We start from the raw sequence: 22518 nt of genomic DNA, 5'->3' as shown, positions 1-22518 counted from the left end.
TTCACAGACGCGGGATGGAGCAGTCTGGTAGCTCGTCGGGCTCATAACCCGAAGGTCGTTGGTTCAAATCCGGCTCCCGCAACCAATTATAACGAAGCCCACTTGAAAAAAGTGGGCTTTTTCGTTGCTGAATCATTTTGGAGGTGTTGTTATGCGCAAGGATCCATTCGGACTCACAGAGTTACTCGAACCATCCATTACAGCGATGGGTTTCATTTTATGGGGCGTAGAATTTCATGCGAACTCCAAAAATGCACTATTACGCGTATACATTGATAAAGAAAATGGCGTGAATGTGGATGACTGCGCGCAAGTGAGTCATCAAATTGAAGGCCTATTAGACGTGAATGACCCAATCAGCACGCCCTATACGTTAGAAGTCTCTTCTCCTGGTTTAGATCGTGCATTTTTCTCATTAGAGCAAATGGCTGACTATTTAGGCTCAGAAGTGGAAGTGCAACTGATCAGCGTTGTGGAGAATCGTCGTCGTTTTAAAGGCATCATTGAAAGCATTGATGGCGACAACATCACCTTTGCCATTCCAAAAACCACGGGTAAAAAGGGTAAAGCAAAGCGTGCAGAAAACATTGAGAGTGATACTTTGACGGTCAATTATAGCTTGCTAGACAAAGTAAACCTTTCACCAACTTTTATCAAAAATTGATTGATTTAAAGAGAACAGAGCTATGAATAATAAAGAAGTGATGACAGTTGCAGAAACAGTATCCAATGAAAAAGGCGTTTCTCGCACAATTATTTTTGAAGCATTGGAATTGGCATTAGCAGCTGCAGCAAAGCGTTCTTACCCTGTTGAAGTAGACTTACGAATTGAAATTGACCAACGCACCGGTCATTATAAAACTTTCCGTCAATGGAAAGTGGTGCCAGATGATTTGCCAGCTGAAGAGCAAATGGCGACAAAACAAATTTCATTAGCGGCAGCACAGTTAGATGATCCTGATGTGCAAGTCGGTGACATCGTTGAAGAGGAAGTGGATAACATTCCATTTGCCCGCATCGGTGCTCAGACGGCTAAACAGATCATTTATCAAAAAGTGCGTGAAGCAGAGCGTCGCCAAATGGCTGAATTGTATAGCCAAAAATTGGGCCAATTGGTGCGTGGTACGGTTAAAAAAGTTGAACGCGGCAGTGTGTATGTGGATTTAGGCGACAACGTAGAAGCCTATTTACCAAAAGAGAACATGATTCCACGCGAAATGCTCAAAATGGGTGATCAAGTGCGTGCGATTTTAGAAGACATCGTACAAGATGTACGCGGTCCACAAATCGTATTGTCTCGCACCACACCAAAATTGATCAAAGCATTGTTTGAAATTGAAGTGCCAGAAATCAGCCAAGGCAGCATTGAAATCTTAAATGCAAGCCGTGATCCTGGTAGCCGTGCGAAAATCGCGGTGAAATCTTTTGACCAACGCATTGATCCTGTTGGGGCATGTGTGGGGATGCGCGGCTCTCGCGTGCAAAACATCACAAAAGAGTTAAATGGTGAACGTGTGGACATCATTTTATGGGATGATAATCCAATTCAGTTTGTGATCAATGCCATGAGCCCTGCTGAAGTGGTTTCCATTGTGGTGGATGAAGATCGTCACATGATGGACATCGCAGTCGATCAAGACAAATTGTCCCAAGCAATTGGTCGCAATGGTCAAAACGTGCGTTTAGCTTCTGAATTGACGGGCTGGGAACTCAATGTGATGAGCGCCGAAGAAGCAGAAAATAAACAGCAAAAAGAGACTTCACGCATCAGTCAATTGTTTGTTGATGAGCTTGAAGTGGATGAAGAAGTGGCAGAAATTCTAGTACGTGAAGGTTTCTCGTCCTTAGAAGAAGTGGCGTATGTGCCAATTGCAGAAATGCTTGAAATTGAAGAGTTTGACGAAGAGATCGTCGAAGCCCTTCGAGATGCAGCAAAAAATGCATTGGAATCTTACGCATCGTTGAAAAAAGAGTTAGGCGATAAAGCACCAAGTGCTGATTTGATTCAATTGTTGGAAGGTGATCATATTCTCGCCTATAAACTTGCTAAGAAAGGTGTCAGCACACCTGATGATCTGGCAGAATTAGCTTCAGATGAGTTGGCAGAAATGGCAGCGATTGATGAAGAAACTGCCAGTCAATATATCATGACAGCAAGACAGAGTTGGTTTGTATAGGGAGTGACATATGACAGAAAAAACAGAAGAAAAAGCACCAAGCAAAATCACATTGAAACGCAAAACTCATACTGAATTGAAAGTTGCCAGTGCGCCGGGTCAAGCGCGCACGGTGGCCGTTGAAGTTCGTAAGAAAAAAACGTATGTAAAACGTGATGCAGCAGCGCCTGTGGACTCAGAGATTGAGAACACAGCCGTAGAAGCGGTTGCAGAACAGGCAGAAACAGCGGTGCAAGCGCCAAAAGCTGCTCAAAAAGAGACACCAGTAACATCAGCGGCACCAGCCGCTGTTGCTCCATCTGCTGAACAAGTGGCCAAAGCGGCTGCAAAAGCAGAAGGTGAAGCAAAACAACAAGAGCGTTTACGTATTGCAAAGGAACGTGCAGAAGCCGAAGAGCGTGCAGCTAAAGAAGCGGTTGAGCGTCGTAAACTGCAAGAAGAACGTAAGCAAAACGAAGAAATTCAGAAAATTGCGGATGCAGCTCGTATGGCAAGTGAAAGTACAGTTTCTAAGGTACAAATTAGTTTTAACAATACCGATAAAACTGAAGATAAAAGTAAAAAGAAAGCATCAAACACTCCGAAAGGACAAGGTCAACATAAACCTAAGTCTGATGCACGTTCACACAAAAGAGATGACAAGAAAGTCTCTAATGTTGTGGTAGAGAAAAAAGCGAAACCTTCTGCACCAACAGGTGCAACAGCGCCTGCAGCAGATGCTGTGGCTGATCGCGCAAAAGAAGCGGCGAAAGTGCATCGTAAGAGCCCTCGCGACTTAGATGATTTGCGTGAAGATGGCAAAAAAGCCTCAGGCAAGCGTGGTAAAGAGAAAGGTCGCACACATTTTGATTATGATGATGAAGATGGTGGTAATCGTCGTGGCGGTGGTAAAAAACGCAAAATGGCACAACCGACAAAACATGGCTTTACGAAGCCTGTTGCCCCTCAAAAGGCTGAAGTTGTCTTAGGCGAAACCATCACTGTGGCTGATTTGGCACACAAAATGGCAGTGAAAGCCGCTGAAGTGATCAAAACCTTAATGAAAATGGGTTCAATGGTCACCATCAACCAAGTGTTAGATCAAGAAACTGCCGCAATTGTGGTGGAAGAAATGGGTCACGCTTACAAGCTTGTGAGTGAAAACGTGCTTGAAGAAGAGTTGATGCAAGGCTTTAACGAAAGTGATTTAGTGCCTGTCACGCGTCCACCTGTTGTGACGATCATGGGTCACGTAGATCATGGTAAAACCTCATTGCTTGACTACTTGCGTAAAGCACACGTGGTGAAAGGCGAAGCAGGCGGGATCACTCAGCACATCGGTGCTTATCATGTGACGACACCTAAAGGCGTGATCACCTTCTTAGATACTCCAGGACACAGTGCGTTTACCGCAATGCGTGCCCGTGGTGCGAAAGTGACAGACATCGTTGTCTTGGTGGTTGCTTCCGATGATGGCGTGATGCCACAAACCATCGAAGCCATTCAACATGCACGCGCTGCGAATGTGCCCATCATTGTGGCGGTGACAAAAATTGATAAGCCAACGGCGGATCGTGATCGCATCTTGTCTGAATTGTCTCAACAAGGCATCATTTCTGAAGATTGGGGCGGTGAAAACTTATTTGCTTTCGTATCGTCAAAATCTGGTGAAGGGATTGATAACTTATTAGATCAAATCTTAGTTCAAGCTGAAATCTTAGAATTAACAGCGGTTGCAGAAGGTCCTGCACGTGGTGCGGTGGTTGAATCTCGTTTAGATCGTGGCCGCGGTACAGTGGCAACGGTATTGGTTCAATCAGGTCTCTTGAAAAAAGGCGACATCGTTTTAGCGGGCTTAGAATACGGTAAAGTGCGTGCCTTGATCAATGAGAAAGGTCAGCAAGTGCCAGAAGCCGGTCCATCCATTCCTGTGGAAATCCTTGGTTTATCAGGGGTGCCAAATGCAGGTGATGAAGTGACTGTGGTGGCCGATGAACGTAAAGCACGTGAAATTGCGTTGTTCCGTCAAGGCAAATTCCGTGAAGTGAAATTGGCAAGACAACAAAAATCTAAATTAGAGAACTTGTTTGCGAACATCAGCGAAGGCGCAATGAACGTTGTGAACGTTGTGTTAAAAGCAGACGTTCAGGGTTCTGTTGAAGCGTTGATCAATGCATTAGAAGAGTTATCCACAGATGAAGTCTCTGTGAAAGTGGTTTCAAGTGGCGTAGGCGGTATCAACGAATCAGATGCGAACTTAGCAGTGGCATCAGATGCGATTGTAATCGGCTTTAACGTTCGTGCGGACAACTCAGCGAAGAAAATCATCGAAGATGAGGGCTTAGCACTTCATTACTACAGCATCATTTATGATGTGATCGATGAGATCAAAACTGCCTTGATCGGTAAGTTAGCGCCTGAATTCAAAGAAAGCATCATCGGTGTTGCCGAAGTGCGTGATGTGTTCAGATCACCGAAAATTGGTGCGATTGCAGGCTGTATGGTGACAGAAGGCTTGATCAAACGTAATAACCCAATTCGTGTATTGCGTGATAACATTGTGATCTATGAAGGTGCGTTAGAATCCCTCCGTCGCTTTAAAGATGATGTGAGCGAAGTGCGCATGGGCATGGAATGTGGTATTGGCGTTAAGAACTACAATGATGTTAAAGTGGGCGATCAAATCGAAGTTTATGAGCGCGTTCAAGTGGAGCGTACTCTCTAATTAGGAGGGAAACATGGCGAATATCTCAAGAACTCGTCGCATTGATGAGCAGCTAAAGCAAGAACTCTCTTTGTTGATTCGTAAAGAGATTGGTGATTCACGTGTCATGATGATCTCCATCACTTTAGTGAAAGTGGTGAGAGATCTATCCCAAGCTAAAGTTTTGGTGACCTATTTAGGACCGGTTGAAGAGCGCGCAGAAATGGTTGCGCTCCTCAATGAATATGCCCCGCTTTTCCAAAGAATGCTCGGCAAGGTCTTAAAACTACGTAAGATCCCAAAATTTGAATTTGTATACGATGAGCAGTTAGAGAAGGGCAATGAGTTATCAGCCTTGATCACAGAAGCTGTTCAAGAAGATGAAGCACGACACAAAGATCACGATGAGTAAAACAGCTAAAATCAAGCGCCGTCCATTGGATGGCGTTTTACTTTTAGATAAGCCAAAAGGCGTATCGAGTAATAATATTCTGCAGAAGGTCAAATATTTATATCGCGCTGTAAAAGCTGGGCATGCGGGCACATTAGATCCAATGGCCACAGGTTTATTGCCCATTTGCTTTGGGGAAGCGAGTAAATTTAACCATCAGCTTTTAAATAACCGCAAAACGTATCGTTTCACGTGTCGTTTAGGGGAAGCAACCCACACAGGCGATGCTGAGGGCGAAGTGATTGCGACAGCGATGATTCCTGAGTTATCCACAGCCTTATTAGAAACGGCGATGGTGAACTTTACGGGTGACATTCAGCAAATTCCACCGATGGTTTCAGCATTGCATCATGAAGGTAAACGCCTGTATGAGCTTGCGCGTGAAGGCATTGAGGTGGCGCGCCCTGCTCGCGACATCACCATTTATGCATTGACGCTGATTGAGTTTGATGATCACAGCTTTACGGCTGAAGTGACCTGCTCAAAAGGGACATATGTGCGTGTGTTAGCCGAAGACATTGCCAAATCCATCGGTACGCTTGGCCATTTAACCATGCTGCGCCGAACGGAAGTTGCGCCTTATTTTGCCCCAACGTTGATTACGATGGAAGATTTAGAGGCTGCGCTTTTAGAGAATCGTGCAGATGAGCTGTTATTGCCTGTTGATAGTGCAATTGCAGATTATCCCATTTTGATTTTCAATGAGGAAGAGACGGCGCGCTTGAAAAATGGGCAAAAGATTGCGTTTCCCCATGCATTAGATGAGCAATTTTATCGTTTATATGCGTATGATCAGACCTTTTTAGGTTTAGGAGAACGTCATTTACCCCATGTGATTAAGCCTTCGCGCTTGATTCAAATACAATGACGGATCAGAATAATTTGTTATAATCGACGCCTATTGATTAATCATCACCGTTGCACGAGCGATGGAAACGAAGGAATAGATATGTATAAAAAATTATTCACCGTCGGCGCATTTTGTTTAGGTTTGACGACACTGGCATCAGCAGAAGATGCCGTGATTAATAAATGTGTGGCAAAAGATCACAAAACCATCGTATATACAGAGTTTGATTGCCCAGATCATTATGACAGTGCAACGGAAGGCTGGCTCAGTGAAACGAATGTCACGGATGCCAATCGCTTTGGGGATGAATCCCTAGATTATGATTCAACAGGCACTGCCGCTCAGCGCTTAGAACAAGAGCCTGAGCCACCTCAATTACCGAAACCACAATAGGTAGTGTATGGGTCGCATTTTATGGGTGATGGCAGCCATGATGTTATCGGTCGCAATGGCAGATGTGCCAATGTTAGATGCATCGAGTGTTAAAAAACCAGAAAAACGCGCCGTGAATAAATGCGTAGATCCCAAAGGTGCCATTACTTATACGCAGTTTGCATGTGATGATGCATCGACAGCGGCGAAAGAGGGTTGGATCGAAGAGACCAACATCACGTATGCCAATGGTAGAAAATCCAAGCGTTCTGTAGCGAACACCATGCCTGATCATACAAATGACAGCGGTTTAGAGATTTTACAAAGTAGTTTTGAGAATCACTCTTTCTGGGAGTTATTCAGTGAAGGGATTAAATCGATGGCGACTCAGCGCGAGCGTTTACGGAACATTTAAAGCCAATAAAAAACCTCTGAATTTTCAGAGGTTTTTTGTTTTTAAGTGAAATTAGAATTTCACGCTTTTGAATGCATCTTTACCTGCATACACAGCATTGTCACCCAATTCATCTTCAATGCAGATCAAACGGTTGTATTTTGCAACGCGGTCAGAGCGGCACAATGAACCTGTTTTCAACTGTGTGCTAAGGGCAGCGGCAGCAAGATCTGCAATCGTTGTATCTGCGGTTTCACCTGAGCGGTGAGACACAACAGAGGTGTAGTTTGCATCATCTGCCATTTTGATGGCATCTAATGTTTCTGTTAATGTACCGATTTGGTTGAATTTGATCAAAATAGAGTTGGCAATGTTTTTATCGATGCCTTCTTTTAAGATTTTAGTGTTTGTGACAAATAAATCATCGCCCACCAATTGGATTTTATCGCCCAATTTTTGTGTGAGGATTGCCCAACCTTCCCAGTCAGCTTCATCCATGCCATCTTCGATGGTGATGATTGGATAACGTGCCACCCAATCGGCTAAGAAGTCAGCAAATTCAGCAGATGTGAAGGCTTTGCCTTCAGATTCTAAAACGTATTTACCATCTTTGTAGAACTCAGAAGATGCCACATCTAAACCTAAAAATACATCTTTACCAGGTGTATAGCCTGCTTTTTCAATGGCAGCCATGATCACTTCTAAAGCTTCTTCGTTAGAAGATAAGTTCGGTGCAAAGCCACCTTCATCACCGACAGTGGTCGCTAAACCACGGGCATTTAATACATCTTTAAGGGCATGGAAAATTTCAGCGCCACAACGCACTGCTTCTTTAAAAGAAGGCGCGCCCACTGGCAAGATCATGAATTCTTGGACATCCACAGAGTTATCCGCATGTGCGCCACCATTTAAGATGTTCATCATTGGCACAGGCAATACGTATTTTGTGGTGTCATTTAAATGACGATATAAAGGCACGCCTTTTTCGTTGGCAGCAGCATGCGCAACGGCTAAAGATACACCTAATAAAGCATTGGCGCCTAAGCGACCTTTGTTGTCTGTGCCATCTAATTCGATCAATACTTCGTCGATCGCTTTTTGATCATTGGCATCTAAACCTTTTAAAGCCGCTAAAATTTCGCCATTGATGTTTGCACAAGCTTTTAATACGCCTTTACCACCGTAACGAGATTGATCACCATCACGCAATTCGATGGCTTCACGGGCACCGGTTGATGCACCACTTGGCACAGCAGCTGTGCCTTTAACACCTGATTCTAAGGTTGCTTCAACCCAAACAGTTGGATTACCACGAGAATCAATGATTTCGCGCGCCACTAAATTTTTAATCGCTGACATACCTTTTCTCCTAAGAAGTTTTCACTGATGAACGAATGAATAAACGGCACAATTATAACCGATTCAACCACAAAACGTTATTAATGTAACGAATCGGGCGTGAACCAAGCCGTTGGCGTGATGGTTTTTTCGATCTCGTGATCCACCCCAAGCACCATGGCAAACAATGCCATGCGCGCAGGGACACCTGCATCCGATTGACGGAAGATGGCAAGACGTGGATCACCATCTAAATCATTGCTCAGATCATTGGCATTTTCGCGGCTGTCACGGGGCAATGGATGCATGATGATGGCATCTTTTAACGCATATTCATCGATCAATGCTTGATTGATGCGAAAGCTCAATTCAGGCTGGCGTGTCTCTTCACCTTGAGTGAAACGCTCTTTTTGAATGCGCGTGGCGTAAATGACATCATTGTTGTGAATGCCATCTTTGAGCTGATCAGTTTCAATCACTGTATGACCACGCTTGCGGGCAAATTCAACAATGTATTCAGGCATGCTTAAGAAATCAGGCGAGGCAAAGGTAAACGTGATGTTTTGATAAAGGGACATGAGTTTAACCAATGAGTGCACCGTGCGACCATAGCGCAAATCACCAATCATGGCGATGCGGCAATTGTCCATTGTTTTACCATTTTGTTTAAACTCATTGTGAATGGTGTAGGCATCTAACAGTGCTTGGGTCGGATGTTCACCCGCGCCATTGCCGGCATTAATGATGGGTGTATTGGTTGCGCCTGCCATTTTATGAATGGCTTCTTCTTCAGGATGACGCACCACAACCACATCAAAGTAACCAGAGATCACGCGCGCGGTGTCCTCAATGGATTCACCTTTAACAATCGAAGAGAAGGAAACCCCAGTTGTGTTAGAAACTTTACCGCCAAGGCGCATGAATGCTGCATCAAAGCTCAAACGCGTGCGCGTACTGGCTTCAAAGAATAGACTGCCCATAATGGCGCCTTCTAAAACATTTGTGCGTGCTTTGCCTTGTGCCACAGGTTGTAAAATATCTGCAAGTTCAAACAAACGGTTTAAAGTTTGAAGATCAAATTGTTCGCAAGATAATACAGCCTGCCCGTATAGTGTGTTCATAGTTGTCCTTCTAAATATCACGTTTTCCAAAAAAAACCGCCATATCTGGCGGTTATTCAAATCAATTAAATGTGTCGGAGTGTGTGTCCGATGTAGCGTTGTCTTGGACGAGAGATTTTCATCTTCGGATCGGAGATCATTTCGTTCCAATGGGTGATCCAACCAACTGTACGCGCCAATGCAAAGAGTGGTGTGAACATGTGTGTTGGGAAACCTAACGCTTTGTAGATGATGCCAGAGTAGAAGTCGACGTTTGGATATAAACGGCGCTCAATGAAGTATTCATCTTTCAATGCCATCTCTTCTAAACGTTTGGCCACTTCCATCAATGGATCATTGCCATATTTTGCGAGCACTTCATCGGCAATGCCTTTGATTAAGCGTGCGCGTGGGTCAAAGTTTTTATAAACGCGGTGACCAAAGCCCATCAAGCGGAATGGATCTTCTTTATCTTTTGCTTTTGCCACGTATTTATTAACATTTTCAACTGTGCCAATTTCATTGAGCATCGTCAATACCGCTTCATTCGCACCGCCGTGAGATGCACCCCATAAGCAAGAAATACCCGCTGAGATGGCCGCATATGGGTTCGCGCCAGAAGAGCCTGCCATACGTACTGTAGAGGTTGAAGCATTTTGCTCATGATCCGCATGTAAAATGAATAAAACGTCCATCGCTTTTTCAGCAATTGGATCGATTTCATAAGGGGCACATGGGGAGCTGAACATCATGTTTAAGAAGTTACCAGCATATGACAATGAGTTCGTTGGGTAAACCAGCGGCATACCGATGGAATGTTTGTATGCAGCCGCCACAATCGTTGGCATTTTTGAGATCAAGCGGTGTGCTGTGATCATACGGTGCTCAGGATTATGGATGTCTAATTTATCATGGTAGAAGCCTGCCATCGATGCAACGGTACCCGCTAAAATCGCCATTGGGTGGGAGTCATAACGGAAGCCTTGCAGGAAGACTTTTAGGTTTTCATGCATCATGCTGTGTGTCATGATGATGTTATGGAAGTCTGTGGACTCTTTTGCATCAGGCAATTGGCCATTGAAGATCAAGTAGCAAACGTCTAAGAAGTTTGATTTTTCAGCCAACTCTTCGATGGGATAACCACGATAGAGTAATTCGCCTTTGTCACCATCTAAGTATGTGATGGCGCTTTCACAGCTTGCTGTCGATACGAAACCAGGATCGTAGCTGAATAAATTCAAGGTGCGATTCATAGCTGCAATATCAACAACATCATCACCATATACTGACTCGAGGATTGGAAATTCCCCTTGTTGTTGTGTACGGTTGTCAATATAGGTAACGCTATTTCTATTAGTTGTCATTTTTTTCCTCCTTGTGATCTTAATTTTTTTAAGATCTAATCTATTTTAAACGTGTACTTGTGGTAACACATCCGACTAATATAAACGAGCTTGATCAACTTAGCAAAATTCTGATGCGCAAAAAAAAAGCATCGACTCGATGCTTTTCTTTTTGAACTGATTAACGACCGTATTTTTTACGGAAGCGATCAACACGACCTTCTGTATCCACAATGTTTTGTTTACCAGTGAAGAAAGGGTGTGATTGAGAAGAAACTTCAATTTTGTAAAGAGGGTATTCGTTACCATCTGTCCAAGTGATTGTTTCTTTAGTCGCGATTGTAGAACGCGTTAAAACTGCAAAGTCGCTAGAGCTGTCTTGGAAAACAACTGGGCGATAATTTGGATGACCTTCTGCTTTCATAATAAAAATCCAGTATTAAGTAAAATAAAACGGCTGATCAAAAGCCTACTTAGTTTAAAATAGCACAATATTCTAACAAAAAGATATTTTTTGCGCAATACTTAGCGTTTCATTGCATCAAAAAATGCTTGATTTGTCTTCGTTTCTTTGAGTCGCTCTAACACGAATTCCATGGACTGAATTTCATCCATCGGATACAAGATTTTACGAAGAATCCACATTTTTGTTAAGTCGTCAGGATCGGTTAAGAGTTCTTCTTTACGCGTGCCTGAACGGTTGATGTCAATGGCAGGGAAAATGCGTTTTTCTGCCACTGAACGGTCTAAGTGTAATTCAGAGTTACCTGTGCCTTTGAACTCTTCATAAATCACTTCGTCCATTTTTGAACCGGTGTCCACAAGGGCTGTGGCGATGATGGTTAAGCTGCCGCCATTTTCGATGTTACGGGCTGCACCAAAGAAGCGCTTAGGACGATGTAAGGCATTCGCATCCACGCCCCCAGATAACACTTTACCTGATGATGGCACCACAGCATTATAAGCGCGGGCTAAACGCGTGATGGAGTCTAATAAGATCACCACATCACGGTTGTGTTCCACCATGCGGCGCGCTTTTTCGATGACCATTTCTGCCACTTGTACATGGCGCACAGCAGGTTCATCGAAGGTTGAGGCAATCACATCACCACGCACTAAACGGCGCATTTCTGTCACCTCTTCAGGGCGTTCATCAATCAAGAGAACAATCAAATAACATTCAGGATGATTGCTTTCGATGGATTGGGCAATGTTTTGTAACATCACCGTTTTACCTGTTTTCGGTGGTGCCACGATTAAGCTACGCTGACCTTTACCAATGGGGGCAACCATGTCAATGAGGCGCGCTGTGATGTCTTCACTTGAACCATTACCACGCTCCATTTTAAGGAGTTCATTAGGGTGAATGGGCGTTAAGTTTTCAAAAGCCACTTTGCGCGTGGAGTTTTCCACAGGCTCATAGTTGATGGTGTCGACTTTCGCTAAAGAGAAATATTTTTCATTGTCTTTAGGGGGACGAATTTTGCCTGAAACCGTATCGCCTGTGCGTAAGTTAAACTTACGAATTTGCGATGGGCTGATGTAAACATCATCAGGACCGGCCATGTAGGAGCTGTCTGCGCCGCGTAAAAAGCCGTAACCGTCGTTGAGAATCTCTAACACGCCGTCACCGGTGATCTCTTCGCCATTTTTTGCATGGGCTTTTAAAATAGAGAAGATCAAGTCATGCTTTTTAGCACGGGCTATACCTTCTAGCTGCATTTCTTGAGCGATGCGAATCAGCTCAGCAGCAGGCATTTGTTTCAATTCAGTTAAGTTCATAGAGTATTTTTTGAGGTAAACAATAAAAGATAAGGAATACAGTCGCTTAGCGAAGAATGAGGGCTAAGGACATCAATCTTGGGGATTATTCAGTTCAGAAAGGAAAACTGTTATTTTTTAGTGCTGCGAATTTTATAAGTTTTACAGCAACTTTGCAAATAATCTCATCAACTTTTCTGTTTTTCATCCGCCTGTCCATTGCGATGTTCTATGTAGGCTTTGCCGATTTCATAGAGCATCGGTAAAATCGAAATGAAGATAATGCCAAGGACAATGATGGAGAAATTTTGTTTGATCCATGGAATGGTACCAAATAAATAGCCCGCACCGAGCATTAAGAACATCCATAATAGCGCACCTAAAATATTAAAGGTGGCAAAAGTTTTATAAGTCATTTTGCTCGCCCCTGCAACAAAAGGTGCAAATGTGCGCACGATTGGTACAAATCGTGCGATCACAATGGTCTTACTGCCATATTTTTCATAAAAATGGTGGGTTTTTTCTAGGTACTGTAATTTAAAAATTTTAGCCTCTTTCTTAAACACTTTTAAACCAAAGTAGTGGCCGATCTGATAATTGAGGGCATCGCCTAAAATGGCGGCCACCAATAATGTACCAAAGAGAATATAAATATTTAATAATCCCATCGCTGCTAATGCGCCTGCTGCGAACAATAAAGAATCACCCGGTAAAATCGGCGTCACCACCAAGCCTGTTTCACAAAAGATGATGGCGATTAAAATTAAATAGATCCAAAAGCCATATTGCTGCACCGCCACTTCGAGGTATTGATCTAAATGCAAAAAGAGATCCACAAACTGCATGAAAAAATCGTACATGATGAGTCCTGTTATTTATTGTTCTTGAATGAGTTGATGATTTGCTAAACGAAAACGATGATCCATTTTATGGGCAAGGGTTAAATCATGTGTCACCACCACAAGGGCGGTGCCGATCTCTTCATTGATCTCGCACATTAAATCAAACACAGCATGCGCATTGTCACTGTCAAGATTGCCGGTGGGTTCATCGGCTAAGACCGCTAAAGGCTCTGTGACCAATGCACGCGCAATCGCCACACGTTGGCGTTCACCGCCCGATAGGGCAGAGGGCTTATGTGACAAGCGGTGAGACAATCCCACGCGATTGAGCATTGATTGTGCACGTTCTGTGGCTTCTTTGACACTCATGCCGCCAATGATGCAGGGAATGGCAACATTATCCACCGCTGTAAATTCAGGCAGTAGATGATGAAATTGATAAATGAAGCCTAAATAACGGTTGCGCCAAACGCCGCGCGCTTTTTCTGAGCCTTGACTCAAGCAATGACCATTGAGCCACACTTCACCAGATGTTGGTTGATCAAGCCCAGATAACACATGCAGCAAGGTACTTTTTCCAGAACCTGATGCCCCAACAATCGCCACGCGATCTTTAGGCGCTAAGGTAAAATTCAGGGCATCAAAAATTTTGACCTCATTTTTATGGTCAATGTAGGATTTGGCCAAGTTTTTGGCCTCTAAAATCGGATCACTCATAACGTAATGCCTCAGCAGGTTGAGTTTTAGCGGCGCTCCATGCAGGATAGAGGGTGGCTAAACTGGCCAATAAAAATGCGATCAATGCGATCAATGCAATGTCGCCCACATTGATCACAGTGGGGATGTGGGAAAGGGGATAAACGCTCGGCTCAAACACGGTGTAACCCAAGAAGGACTCCAGCCAACCGATCAAACGATTGACATTGTATGTGATGAGTAAACCTAAACTTGTGCCAAGTAAAACGCCCCAAAAACCAATCACAATCCCTTGCACCATAAAAATGGCAAGGATCGAGCGTGGCGCAAGTCCTAAGGTTCTTAAAATGGCAATTTCTGAGCGCTTATCATTGACCACCATCACTAATGTTGACACCACATTAAACACTGCCACTGCAATGATCAAACTCATGATGACAAAAATGGTGCGTTTTTCTGTGTCGATCATTTTGGCCAGGGTGGCAAATTGATCCACCCAGCTGTAAATCAGGATGTCATTGTCTGCAAATTGATCCACAAGGTTCAATGCCGTTGGCCGCGCGATGCTTGGGTCTTTCAGTTTTAAACGGATGCCTTGGACTTCATCGCTGGGGATTTTAAAGATCTGATTGGCATCATCAATGTGAATGATCGCCATATTCGCATCATATTCATACATGCCCACGCTGAAAATATCCACCACTGTAAAGGCTTTGGTGCGCGGGATCACGGTTTCTGAATGGGGAGACACTTCAGGCGTAATCAGCATCACTTGCTCGCCAATGTGCGCATCTAATAGTTCCGCTAAATCTTTACCGAGGATCACATTGGCGCTGTCACCATTTAAGGCATCAAAGTTTGGCAAGATGTCAGAAACTTCAGATTGATACGTGGGATTCACGCCTTCAATGCGCACAGGTCGCATCAAACCATTGGCATTCATGAGCCCTTCACCATTGGTAAACGGCGCGCCTGCCAGCACATTTTCATCAAGGGCAGCGGTTTGATACAGTGTTTCCCAATCATCAAAATAACCGCTTTCTGCCCGTTTGACGATTTTAAGATCATACGCCATCGACGCGCTTACTTCTTGAATGCCTTGTTGAAAGCCATTCATGACGGAGAGCACCACAATAATGGCGGTGAGCCCAAGAGCAATGCCGCCAATAGAGACCAGTGAGATGAAAGAGATGAAGTTATTTTTGCGTTTTGCGCCAGTGTAGCGCAGCCCAATGGCAAGGCTTAACGGTTTAAAAAGCTTAATCATAACGCAGGGCCTCCGCCGGTTGAGTTTGGGCGGCTTTCCATGCCGGATAAAGGGTCGCTAAACTCGCAAGCCCAAAGGCAATGCCCGCCACAATGTAAATGTCACTCCACACCACCTCAGATGGAATCTCAAGCACATAAAATGCTTCACCCACATTGCTACCAAACAAGGATTCCACAGCGCTGACGATGTGATTCACATTCAACGCAATCAATAAGCCAAGTCCGATGCCAATCAATGCACCAAAAAAGCCAATGAACGTGCCTTGCACCATAAAGATCACCATGATTTGCATCGGTGACATGCCAAGGGTGCGTAAAATGGCAATTTCAGGGCGTTTCTCTGTCACCACCATGACAAGTGTGGAGACCACATTAAAAACAGCCACCGCCACAATGAGGCTCATGATGGTGAACATGGTGAGTTTTTCAATTTCGATCATTTTAAATAGGGTTTTGAACTCATCAATCCACGTGCTGACGCGATAATCATCGCCCAGTTTTTGCTGTAAGCGTTCTGCGGTTTCTCGCGCAATCATCGGATCAGTGAGTTTAAGGCGCACGCCTGAGACGCTGTTTTTTGGGATTTGATAAATGCGTCCGCTGTCTGATGCATTCATGATGCCCATCGTGGCATCATATTCATATTGCCCTAAGCGAAAAATACCCACCACTGTTAAACGTTTCATGCGTGGAATGGCACCTGCTGCGGTCACTTGGATTTTGGGCGTGATCAACGTCACGTGATCGCCAACACTGGCGCCAAGAGAGAGCGCTAAATCTGTGCCTAAAATGATGCCAAATTCACCGGGCTGTAAAATGGAGAAGTCACTGGCTGTGATGAAATCCGCGGTGATTTTATCGCTGATGGTGGAGACTTCCTCTTCATAAAGCGGATCAACCCCTTGGATTTTGATGGGGGCAAATTGTCCATTGGCCGCTAACAATCCTTCACCATTATTAAAGGGCGCACCCGCAATCACATTTGGCTCATGGCGCACGGCGTCATACACATTTTCCCAATCTTTCACAAAGCCTTGTGGATTGTGATCCGTGATGGCAATGTCATAAGCCATGGCTAAATTGCGTGCTTTGACCTCATTTTGAAAACCATTCATCACCGAGAGCACCACAATCATGGTCATCATGCCTAAGGCAATGCCACCGATTGAGATGAACGAGATGAATGAGATGAAATTTTTTTTGCGTTGAGCCCGCGTGTAGCGCAGGCCAATGTAGAGCGACAAGGGGCGAAACATCATGCCTCCTCTGTATCGAGTGATAACGCCATGTGTTCAACGGTGGATTCTAATTTCTCAAGTTCAATGAGGGGTGGCAGTTCACTCAATTGCTTGAGGTTAAAATCATCCAAAAATTGTTTGGTGGTGCCGTATAGATTTGGGCGCCCGGGCACTTCACGCTGACCGAGTACTTTAATCCATTCACGTTCAAGCAATGTTTTAATGATGTTGCTGCTGACGGCAACGCCGCGAATCTCTTCAATGTCCCCTCGGCTAATCGGTTGGCGGTAGGCAATCAATGCCAAGGTTTCAAGGAGCGCGCGGCTGTAGCGCTGTGGCTTTTCATCAAACAAGCGCGAAACCCATGGGGAGAATTGTTGCGGCACTTGAATGCGATAGCCTGAGGCCACCTCCACAAGTTCAACGCCACGCCCTTCTAATTGGTATTTCAACGCCGTGAGGGCTTCTTTAATGGCTTCGGTGCTTGGCTGTTCATGCAGCTCAAACAAGGCTTGCATGTCGGTGATTTTTAACGGGGTGCGAGCGGCACTTAAAATGGCCTCAAGCAGTACATTTAATGGCGGTAATGCATTCATAGATTGATCTCTGCACTTAACGGAAGAAGACGTTTGCCAGCGAAGGCAAAGGCGGTGCGCATGATGGCATTCCAAGGATTTTCGTTCAATTGACCTTTTGTGGCCAAATCAATTTGAACCACCATGCGGGTTAAATGGCGGATGCGCTGTGGACTTAAACGATTGAGGGCTTGGCGATACATGGCTTTTTGGCTGCCCCAAACGTCATTGAGCGCCATTTCCATTGTGGCGCCTTGTGCCATTTTGCTTTGCATGCGATGGATGAGGTTGATCTCTTTATGCAGTACCCAATTGACTAAAATGGGTGCATCACCCTCTGAGCGTAAACCTTGCAAAATTCGGTAAATGCGGGCAATGTCTGCCGTCAGTAGGGCTGAACTTAAATCAAATGCCACAAAGTTTGAGTTCTCGCTGCTAAGCTCAATGATCATCTCATGGGAAATCGGCGCATTGCCATATAAAAATTGTAACTGCGTTAGCAATTGTTCAATGGCTAAAAAGTTGCCTTCATTGTGCGCGCTGATGAACGCCACCGATTCAGGCAGTAAATTCACTTGCAATTGGCGGGCGCGCTCTTTGATCCATTGTGGTAATTTTGTGTGATCGGGTGGAAACACCGTGATCAGGCAACCGTTGCGCTCCACCATTTGCACCGTTTTATTTTTTTGGGCATTGCGATCAAGCTTTGGCATGGTGATGAGGTAAAAAAGATCCGAATGGGTTTGATCTAAACACTCATAGAGCTGCTTGAAAGTTTTGGCATCGGGCTTTTGGGTAAAGCGTAATTGGATGAGTTTTTCTGTCGAAAAAAGGGACAAACTTTGGCCGGTGGTTAAAATGTGCGACCAATCAAATTTATTGTCCACATCAAACACTTCACGCTCATAGCGCCCTAAATTCATGATGGCATTTTTGATGGTCTGCTCTGTGTTGAGCATCAACGCCGGTTCATCGCCTGTGATGAGACAATAGGGCAGGCGAATGATTTTGGGTAATTCTTTGGTAACGAAGTCCTGAGCAATCCGCATAATTTTTCATTCTCAAATAAAGAAAAACCCTCAAAAAGAGGGTTTTTGTGAATGCATGATGGATTATGCATTCCCTTCAGCTTGCATCTGTTCTAAACGTTGTGCGTAGAGCAAATCAAAGTTCACAGGGGCTAACGTTAATGGCGGGAAGCCTGCTTTTAACACCATAGAATCTAATGTTTCACGCGCGTATGGGAACAAAATGTTCGGGCAAAATGCGCCTTCCATGTGGCTGCGTTGTTCATCACTAAAGCCTTCAATGGTGAATACGCCTGCTTGCTCGATTTCCACTAAGTACAATACATCATCGCCGACTTTAGCAGTCACGGTTAAACGTAAGGCAACTTCTGTCAAACCATCATCGATTTGTGTGGCTAAGTTTGCTAACTGCACAGAGATCTCTGGTGCGGTTTCATTTTTAAAACACGCAGGTGCATTTGGCACTTCAACAGAGATGTTTTTATTGTATAACTTATGAACGTTAAAGATCGGACCTTCGTTCGCTGCTGCGTTTGCTGCATTCTCAGACATACGTTTTCCTTTATAAAGTGGTTAATTATTTTGCTAAGAGTGGATCTAAGCCGCCTTTGGCATTTAAGGCAACAAGGTCATCACAACCGCCAATGTGTTGATCATTGATGAAGATTTGTGGCACAGTGTCACGGCCTGAGCGAGATTTGCTCTCTTCCCACAATTTAGCGTCTTGATTCACATCATAGATGGTCACGTCCGCGCCTTTGCTTTTTAATAAATCTAATGCGCGTTTGCAATATGGGCAAGAAGGCATGTAATACATTTCAACTGACATTGTTCAACTCCTATTTTTTAGATGATTCAACAGGTAAATTTGCTTGTGTCCAAGCATTGATACCGCCTTGAAGTGAAAAGAGGCTCACATCAGGATGCTCTTTACGTAATTTTTCCACAGCCGCCGTTGAGGCAGATGCAGAGTCACAATATAAAACGATCACTTTATTTTTCAATGCGCTGCTGGTGGTGACTTTTGTGGATAATTGGTCCACTGGCATGTGTACTGCGCTTGGAATGTGGGCTCTTTTATAGGCATCAGCATCACGGATGTCTACAAATACCGCTTGATCGTCATTAGACAATTGTAACGCTTTCACAGAAGAGATCAAAAATGCTTTGGTTTTGATTGATTTTAATTCATTTAAAATGATCAGGACAAATACGATGGTTAAGCCTGCAAACCATATCAATTCAGCACGAAAGAATTCCAAAAAAGTCATAATGGTGAGATATCCTTAAGATCATACAAAAGTTATAAACGCCTTATTCTATCAGTAAACTTTATAAAAGAGTGAGAATAAATCGCAAAGCGCGCGATTTCAATTTGCGCAAAATGTGCCACAATGGCAGCTATTTTTTATGAAACTTTAAGGCTTTGATTTATGATCCGTTCGATGACGCAGTATGCCGCATTGTGTTCGCTTTTGAGCGTTCCTTATACGACGCTCAATCTAGCAGTGGCCGATCACGGTTCGGTGCCCACGCTTTTACATGCATCAAGCCTTGCCATCTCTGCGTTAATTTTAGAGGATGCATCCATGGAAAAAACATTGCGCCGTGCGGACAATGGCCATTTAAAGTCTATGTTAAAGGCTGCGCGCATTTATCATTTTGGTGATTTTGATCAGGACATTGAGTCGGACATAATGATGGCACAATATTGGTATGAGCGCGCGATCACAGAACATCCTAAAGATTATCGTGCATATTATGAACTCGCTGAATTGCTGCGCATCTCATCACCAAATGATCCTAATTTACTGTCCTATTATCAAAAAGCCACACAATTGACGGATACGGACATCGATGTCTTGTTATTTGCTGCGCGCTTTTTTGCAGAGCGCGGCTTAGATCAGCAAGCTTTGACGCAATATGAACGGGTCATTGCGCTCAATACCAGTGAATCGAGCACCTATTATGCCAAGCTCAGCAGCGCGCATCTTCTTAAATATGGCGGGCAGGGCGTTCAAAAAAATCCTAGAAAAGCCCATCAATATTATCTAGAGATCATTGCCAACAATTTTAATGATGCCGAGAGTTTTTATGAACTTGGGGATGATTATCAGCATGGCATTGGCACGGCTGTGGATCTGACGCAAGCAAAAGATTATTATCAGCGCTCATTTGATGGTCGGGCACGTTTGCCGCTCGGTCAATTATTGCTGCAATCTACGGATGAAGCACAGCGCGCAGAAGGGGTTGAGCAGGTGATTGCTGCAATGGCTTTGCCAGAAAATCGCCAAGCGGTGACGGACATTTTATTGCCATTACGCACTGAATATCCGGAAATTGCGGCATGGCTGTATGATCAAGCCGTTTATTCAGATCATCGCAATGGTTTTGATGCGCGTGCAGTGTTAAAAGAGGGCTGCGAAGCAAATGATCCCGATCATTGCTTTTATGAAGCGCTGTGGCAACTTGGCAACCGCGTGTATGAAAAAGAGGGCTTTGCCCGCATGCTCGCGTTTGCAACAGCGAATGATGAACGCGCAATGGCAAAGTTGATTGAGCATTATCATGATCAAAATGATGCACGCAATGAACTCAAATGGCTGAAAGCACGCGCAGATCTGTTACAGACAGAAGAAGCCTATGAAGCGGTGGCCTATTTTTATGTCAATGAAATGGATTACGATGAAGCTGTGATTTGGTATGGCAAAATTGATGCGCCATCTGAGGACATTGCCAGGAACTTTCAGCATGCCAAAAATGAAGCCGCATATTTTAAGCAGCGCGCCATTGCCGCAAAAACTGATTGGGAAGATGCAGAATTTATGGCAAGCATTTATCAGCGTCAAGGGCGATTTGATCAAGCCCTTGCCTTGCTTGAGCCTTGGGCACAGACGAAAGAGACCGCAGGGTACTTATTGGTAGATGCACTTGATCGTTCACAAACCCCCGAAAATTTACAGCGCGCCACGCAACATCATTTAAAGCGTGCAAAAGCAGGGGAAGACGCTGCCTATTATGAGTTGTATCAGCGATATGTACAAAACATTGATCCTACCATTACGCGGGAAGATGTGGTGGCATGGATGCAAGATTGGCAAGCGCTCGATGCGGATCAAAGCCGCTATTATATTGAGGAGCTTGAAGCTTATGATGAAGCCCTCAAGCAGCAAGATTTAGAAACATTGGCCAAAGCGTATCAATTTGGTTCTGGCATCCGAAAAGATGAGGCAAAATATTGGGCGCTCCTTGAAGAACTCAGTGCCCAAAACAATCAATGGGCATTGCAAACTTTGGCCTATGCTTACTATTATGGCGAGATTGAACCCCATGATTGGTCTAAAGCGGTGGCGCTGTATCAAAAGCTCAACGAACCTGATGAGGAAGCGACAGCGATCATGGCAGATTATGAGCGTTATTTTGTGCCTGCCGAACAAGGTGATGATGCAGCAAAGGAAGCGTTAGGGCGCTATTATGTCACCACTGAACCCTTTAAAAGTCGCCCAGATGATGTCAAAAAAGGGTTGGCATTGCTCAATCAAGCGGCAGCGGCTGGTAATGGTGATGCGATGCTGAGTTTGGCGGATTATTATGGTTATGAGGATTATGCGCCTTATTTACAATTAAAATGGTTAGAAGCTGCGGTGGATGCAGGCAATCACGAGGCGGCGTTAAAGTTGGCACAGCTTAAAATCATGCGCATGATGTATCCATTGGTCAATGAGGCTGAGCAAACGGGCATTGAAGATTTATTGACCTTTGCTGCACAAAAGCTTGAGGCGGCCAATGAAGCTTTGGTGGATTTTTATCTGTTGATGCATCAAGATGAGCGAGCAGAAGCACTGCTCGACACATTGCCATTAGCGACACAGCAATCATTGTATCCGAAGCTTGGAGAGTTTCATGCCACCGATACCGATGAGCATGCCAGTCACTTTAACAAGGCTGCACGCTATTATGACAAAGCATATCAAGGCGGCGATTTAATCTATGGCATTAAGTTGGCTGAACTTTATTGGCAAGGGGATCAAACCTTAGCGCGTGATGAGCAGCAGGCAACTGCATTGATGAATGCAGTGTTTAGTGCCATCATTGATTCACAGGCATTGTATTTATCGGACAATATTGTAGAGTCATTGTTACGCCTTCATCGAGAAGATGCCTTTGCGCGCGCATGGTTAAAGCGTTTATCCATTGAGGGCCATAGTTACGCTGCGGCACAATTGGCGCAAATGTATGCCAAAGAGGAAGATTATGCGAGTGCTTATCTGTATGCGAAAGTGGCAGGACATTGGTTTGCAGATGATTTAGCGAGCTATTTAACGCCAGCGGTGATTGAGGCATTAGATGCACGTGCACAACAGTTGGCCAAAGCAAAAGTGCCATCAGAATTCTAAGGAG

At 44.4% G+C, this 22518-nt stretch carries 22 protein-coding genes and 1 tRNA gene; 9 read left to right on the top strand and 14 right to left on the bottom strand.

Annotated elements, in window-relative coordinates; translation table 11 throughout:
• The first annotated feature begins 8 nt into the window (after positions 1-8).
• From B9T10_RS09550 to B9T10_RS09515, 8 genes are all read left to right on the top strand, one after another.
• Positions 9-85: transfer RNA gene (locus B9T10_RS09550), tRNA-Met, on the top strand.
• Positions 86-151: 66 nt separating this feature from the next.
• Positions 152-664, top strand: coding sequence for a ribosome maturation factor RimP (gene rimP, locus B9T10_RS09545; protein WP_094538348.1), 513 nt, complete (start codon positions 152-154; stop codon positions 662-664).
• Positions 665-686: 22 nt separating this feature from the next.
• Positions 687-2177 (top strand): transcription termination factor NusA, encoded by a 1491-nt coding sequence (gene nusA, locus B9T10_RS09540; RefSeq protein ID WP_008315992.1) that lies wholly within the window; start codon positions 687-689, stop codon positions 2175-2177.
• Between the two features lie 10 nt (positions 2178-2187).
• Positions 2188-4881: a translation initiation factor IF-2 gene (gene infB, locus B9T10_RS09535; RefSeq protein WP_094538347.1), complete on the top strand. Its 2694-nt coding sequence runs from the start codon at positions 2188-2190 to the stop codon at positions 4879-4881.
• A gap of 13 nt (positions 4882-4894) precedes the next feature.
• Entirely contained in the window at positions 4895-5272 is a 378-nt protein-coding gene (rbfA, locus tag B9T10_RS09530; RefSeq protein WP_008315990.1) for a 30S ribosome-binding factor RbfA, read from the top strand.
• Positions 5265-6179: a tRNA pseudouridine(55) synthase TruB gene (gene truB, locus B9T10_RS09525; RefSeq protein ID WP_008315989.1), complete on the top strand. Its 915-nt coding sequence runs from the start codon at positions 5265-5267 to the stop codon at positions 6177-6179. The genes rbfA and truB overlap by 8 nt, the downstream gene beginning before the upstream one ends.
• Positions 6180-6260: 81 nt before the next feature.
• The gene (locus tag B9T10_RS09520; protein WP_063455391.1) at positions 6261-6554 is read left to right on the top strand and encodes a hypothetical protein; all 294 of its coding nucleotides are present in this window, start codon (positions 6261-6263) and stop codon (positions 6552-6554) included.
• Between the two features lie 7 nt (positions 6555-6561).
• The gene (locus B9T10_RS09515; RefSeq protein ID WP_094538346.1) at positions 6562-6948 is read left to right on the top strand and encodes a hypothetical protein; all 387 of its coding nucleotides are present in this window, start codon (positions 6562-6564) and stop codon (positions 6946-6948) included.
• Between the two features lie 51 nt (positions 6949-6999).
• Here the strand turns inward: B9T10_RS09515 and eno are convergent, their stop codons facing one another.
• The 14 genes from eno to B9T10_RS09445 form a co-directional block, all read right to left on the bottom strand.
• Entirely contained in the window at positions 7000-8286 is a 1287-nt protein-coding gene (gene eno, locus B9T10_RS09510; RefSeq protein WP_008315985.1) for a phosphopyruvate hydratase, read from the bottom strand.
• An 80-nt stretch (positions 8287-8366) separates the two neighbouring features.
• The gene (gene pyrB / locus B9T10_RS09505; protein ID WP_094538345.1) at positions 8367-9386 is read right to left on the bottom strand and encodes an aspartate carbamoyltransferase; all 1020 of its coding nucleotides are present in this window, start codon (positions 9384-9386) and stop codon (positions 8367-8369) included.
• A gap of 65 nt (positions 9387-9451) precedes the next feature.
• A complete protein-coding gene (locus tag B9T10_RS09500; protein WP_008315983.1) occupies positions 9452-10729 on the bottom strand; it encodes a citrate synthase in 1278 nt (425 codons plus the stop codon).
• A 160-nt stretch (positions 10730-10889) separates the two neighbouring features.
• Complete coding sequence (locus B9T10_RS09495) at positions 10890-11132, bottom strand: type B 50S ribosomal protein L31 (protein ID WP_008315982.1); 243 nt, start codon at positions 11130-11132, stop codon at positions 10890-10892.
• A 101-nt stretch (positions 11133-11233) separates the two neighbouring features.
• A complete protein-coding gene (rho, locus tag B9T10_RS09490; RefSeq protein ID WP_008315981.1) occupies positions 11234-12490 on the bottom strand; it encodes a transcription termination factor Rho in 1257 nt (418 codons plus the stop codon).
• A 167-nt stretch (positions 12491-12657) separates the two neighbouring features.
• Positions 12658-13329 (bottom strand): DedA family protein, encoded by a 672-nt coding sequence (locus B9T10_RS09485; RefSeq protein WP_008315979.1) that lies wholly within the window; start codon positions 13327-13329, stop codon positions 12658-12660.
• A gap of 15 nt (positions 13330-13344) precedes the next feature.
• Complete coding sequence (gene lolD, locus B9T10_RS09480; RefSeq protein ID WP_008315977.1) at positions 13345-14028, bottom strand: lipoprotein-releasing ABC transporter ATP-binding protein LolD; 684 nt, start codon at positions 14026-14028, stop codon at positions 13345-13347.
• Positions 14021-15274, bottom strand: a complete 1254-nt coding sequence (locus B9T10_RS09475) for a lipoprotein-releasing ABC transporter permease subunit (protein ID WP_018122963.1) — start codon at positions 15272-15274, stop codon at positions 14021-14023. The genes lolD and B9T10_RS09475 overlap by 8 nt, the downstream gene beginning before the upstream one ends.
• On the bottom strand, positions 15267-16535 hold the full coding sequence (locus B9T10_RS09470; protein WP_246782189.1) for a lipoprotein-releasing ABC transporter permease subunit: 1269 nt from the start codon (positions 16533-16535) through the stop codon (positions 15267-15269). Before B9T10_RS09470 ends, B9T10_RS09475 begins: the two co-directional genes overlap by 8 nt.
• On the bottom strand, positions 16532-17110 hold the full coding sequence (gene scpB, locus B9T10_RS09465; protein WP_008315976.1) for an SMC-Scp complex subunit ScpB: 579 nt from the start codon (positions 17108-17110) through the stop codon (positions 16532-16534). The genes B9T10_RS09470 and scpB overlap by 4 nt, the downstream gene beginning before the upstream one ends.
• Entirely contained in the window at positions 17107-18138 is a 1032-nt protein-coding gene (gene holA / locus B9T10_RS09460; RefSeq protein WP_008315975.1) for a DNA polymerase III subunit delta, read from the bottom strand. The genes scpB and holA overlap by 4 nt, the downstream gene beginning before the upstream one ends.
• Positions 18139-18201: 63 nt before the next feature.
• Positions 18202-18669 (bottom strand): protein-export chaperone SecB, encoded by a 468-nt coding sequence (gene secB / locus B9T10_RS09455; protein ID WP_063455385.1) that lies wholly within the window; start codon positions 18667-18669, stop codon positions 18202-18204.
• A 25-nt stretch (positions 18670-18694) separates the two neighbouring features.
• A complete protein-coding gene (gene grxC, locus B9T10_RS09450) occupies positions 18695-18946 on the bottom strand; it encodes a glutaredoxin 3 (protein WP_008315973.1) in 252 nt (83 codons plus the stop codon).
• A gap of 10 nt (positions 18947-18956) precedes the next feature.
• Positions 18957-19388 carry a rhodanese-like domain-containing protein gene (locus B9T10_RS09445; RefSeq protein ID WP_008315972.1) on the bottom strand — a complete coding sequence of 144 codons (432 nt, stop codon included), beginning with the start codon at positions 19386-19388 and terminating at the stop codon, positions 18957-18959.
• A 162-nt stretch (positions 19389-19550) separates the two neighbouring features.
• On the opposite strand from B9T10_RS09445, the gene B9T10_RS09440 reads away from it, so the two are divergent.
• On the top strand, positions 19551-22514 hold the full coding sequence (locus B9T10_RS09440; RefSeq protein ID WP_094538343.1) for a hypothetical protein: 2964 nt from the start codon (positions 19551-19553) through the stop codon (positions 22512-22514).
• Positions 22515-22518: the final 4 nt, after the last annotated feature.

The organism is Wohlfahrtiimonas chitiniclastica (genome assembly GCF_002252325.1).
GTDB classification, from domain to species: domain Bacteria; phylum Pseudomonadota; class Gammaproteobacteria; order Cardiobacteriales; family Wohlfahrtiimonadaceae; genus Wohlfahrtiimonas; species Wohlfahrtiimonas chitiniclastica.
Note: the sequence above shows the minus strand (reverse complement) of the source record. Positions and strands in the feature narration are given on the sequence as shown.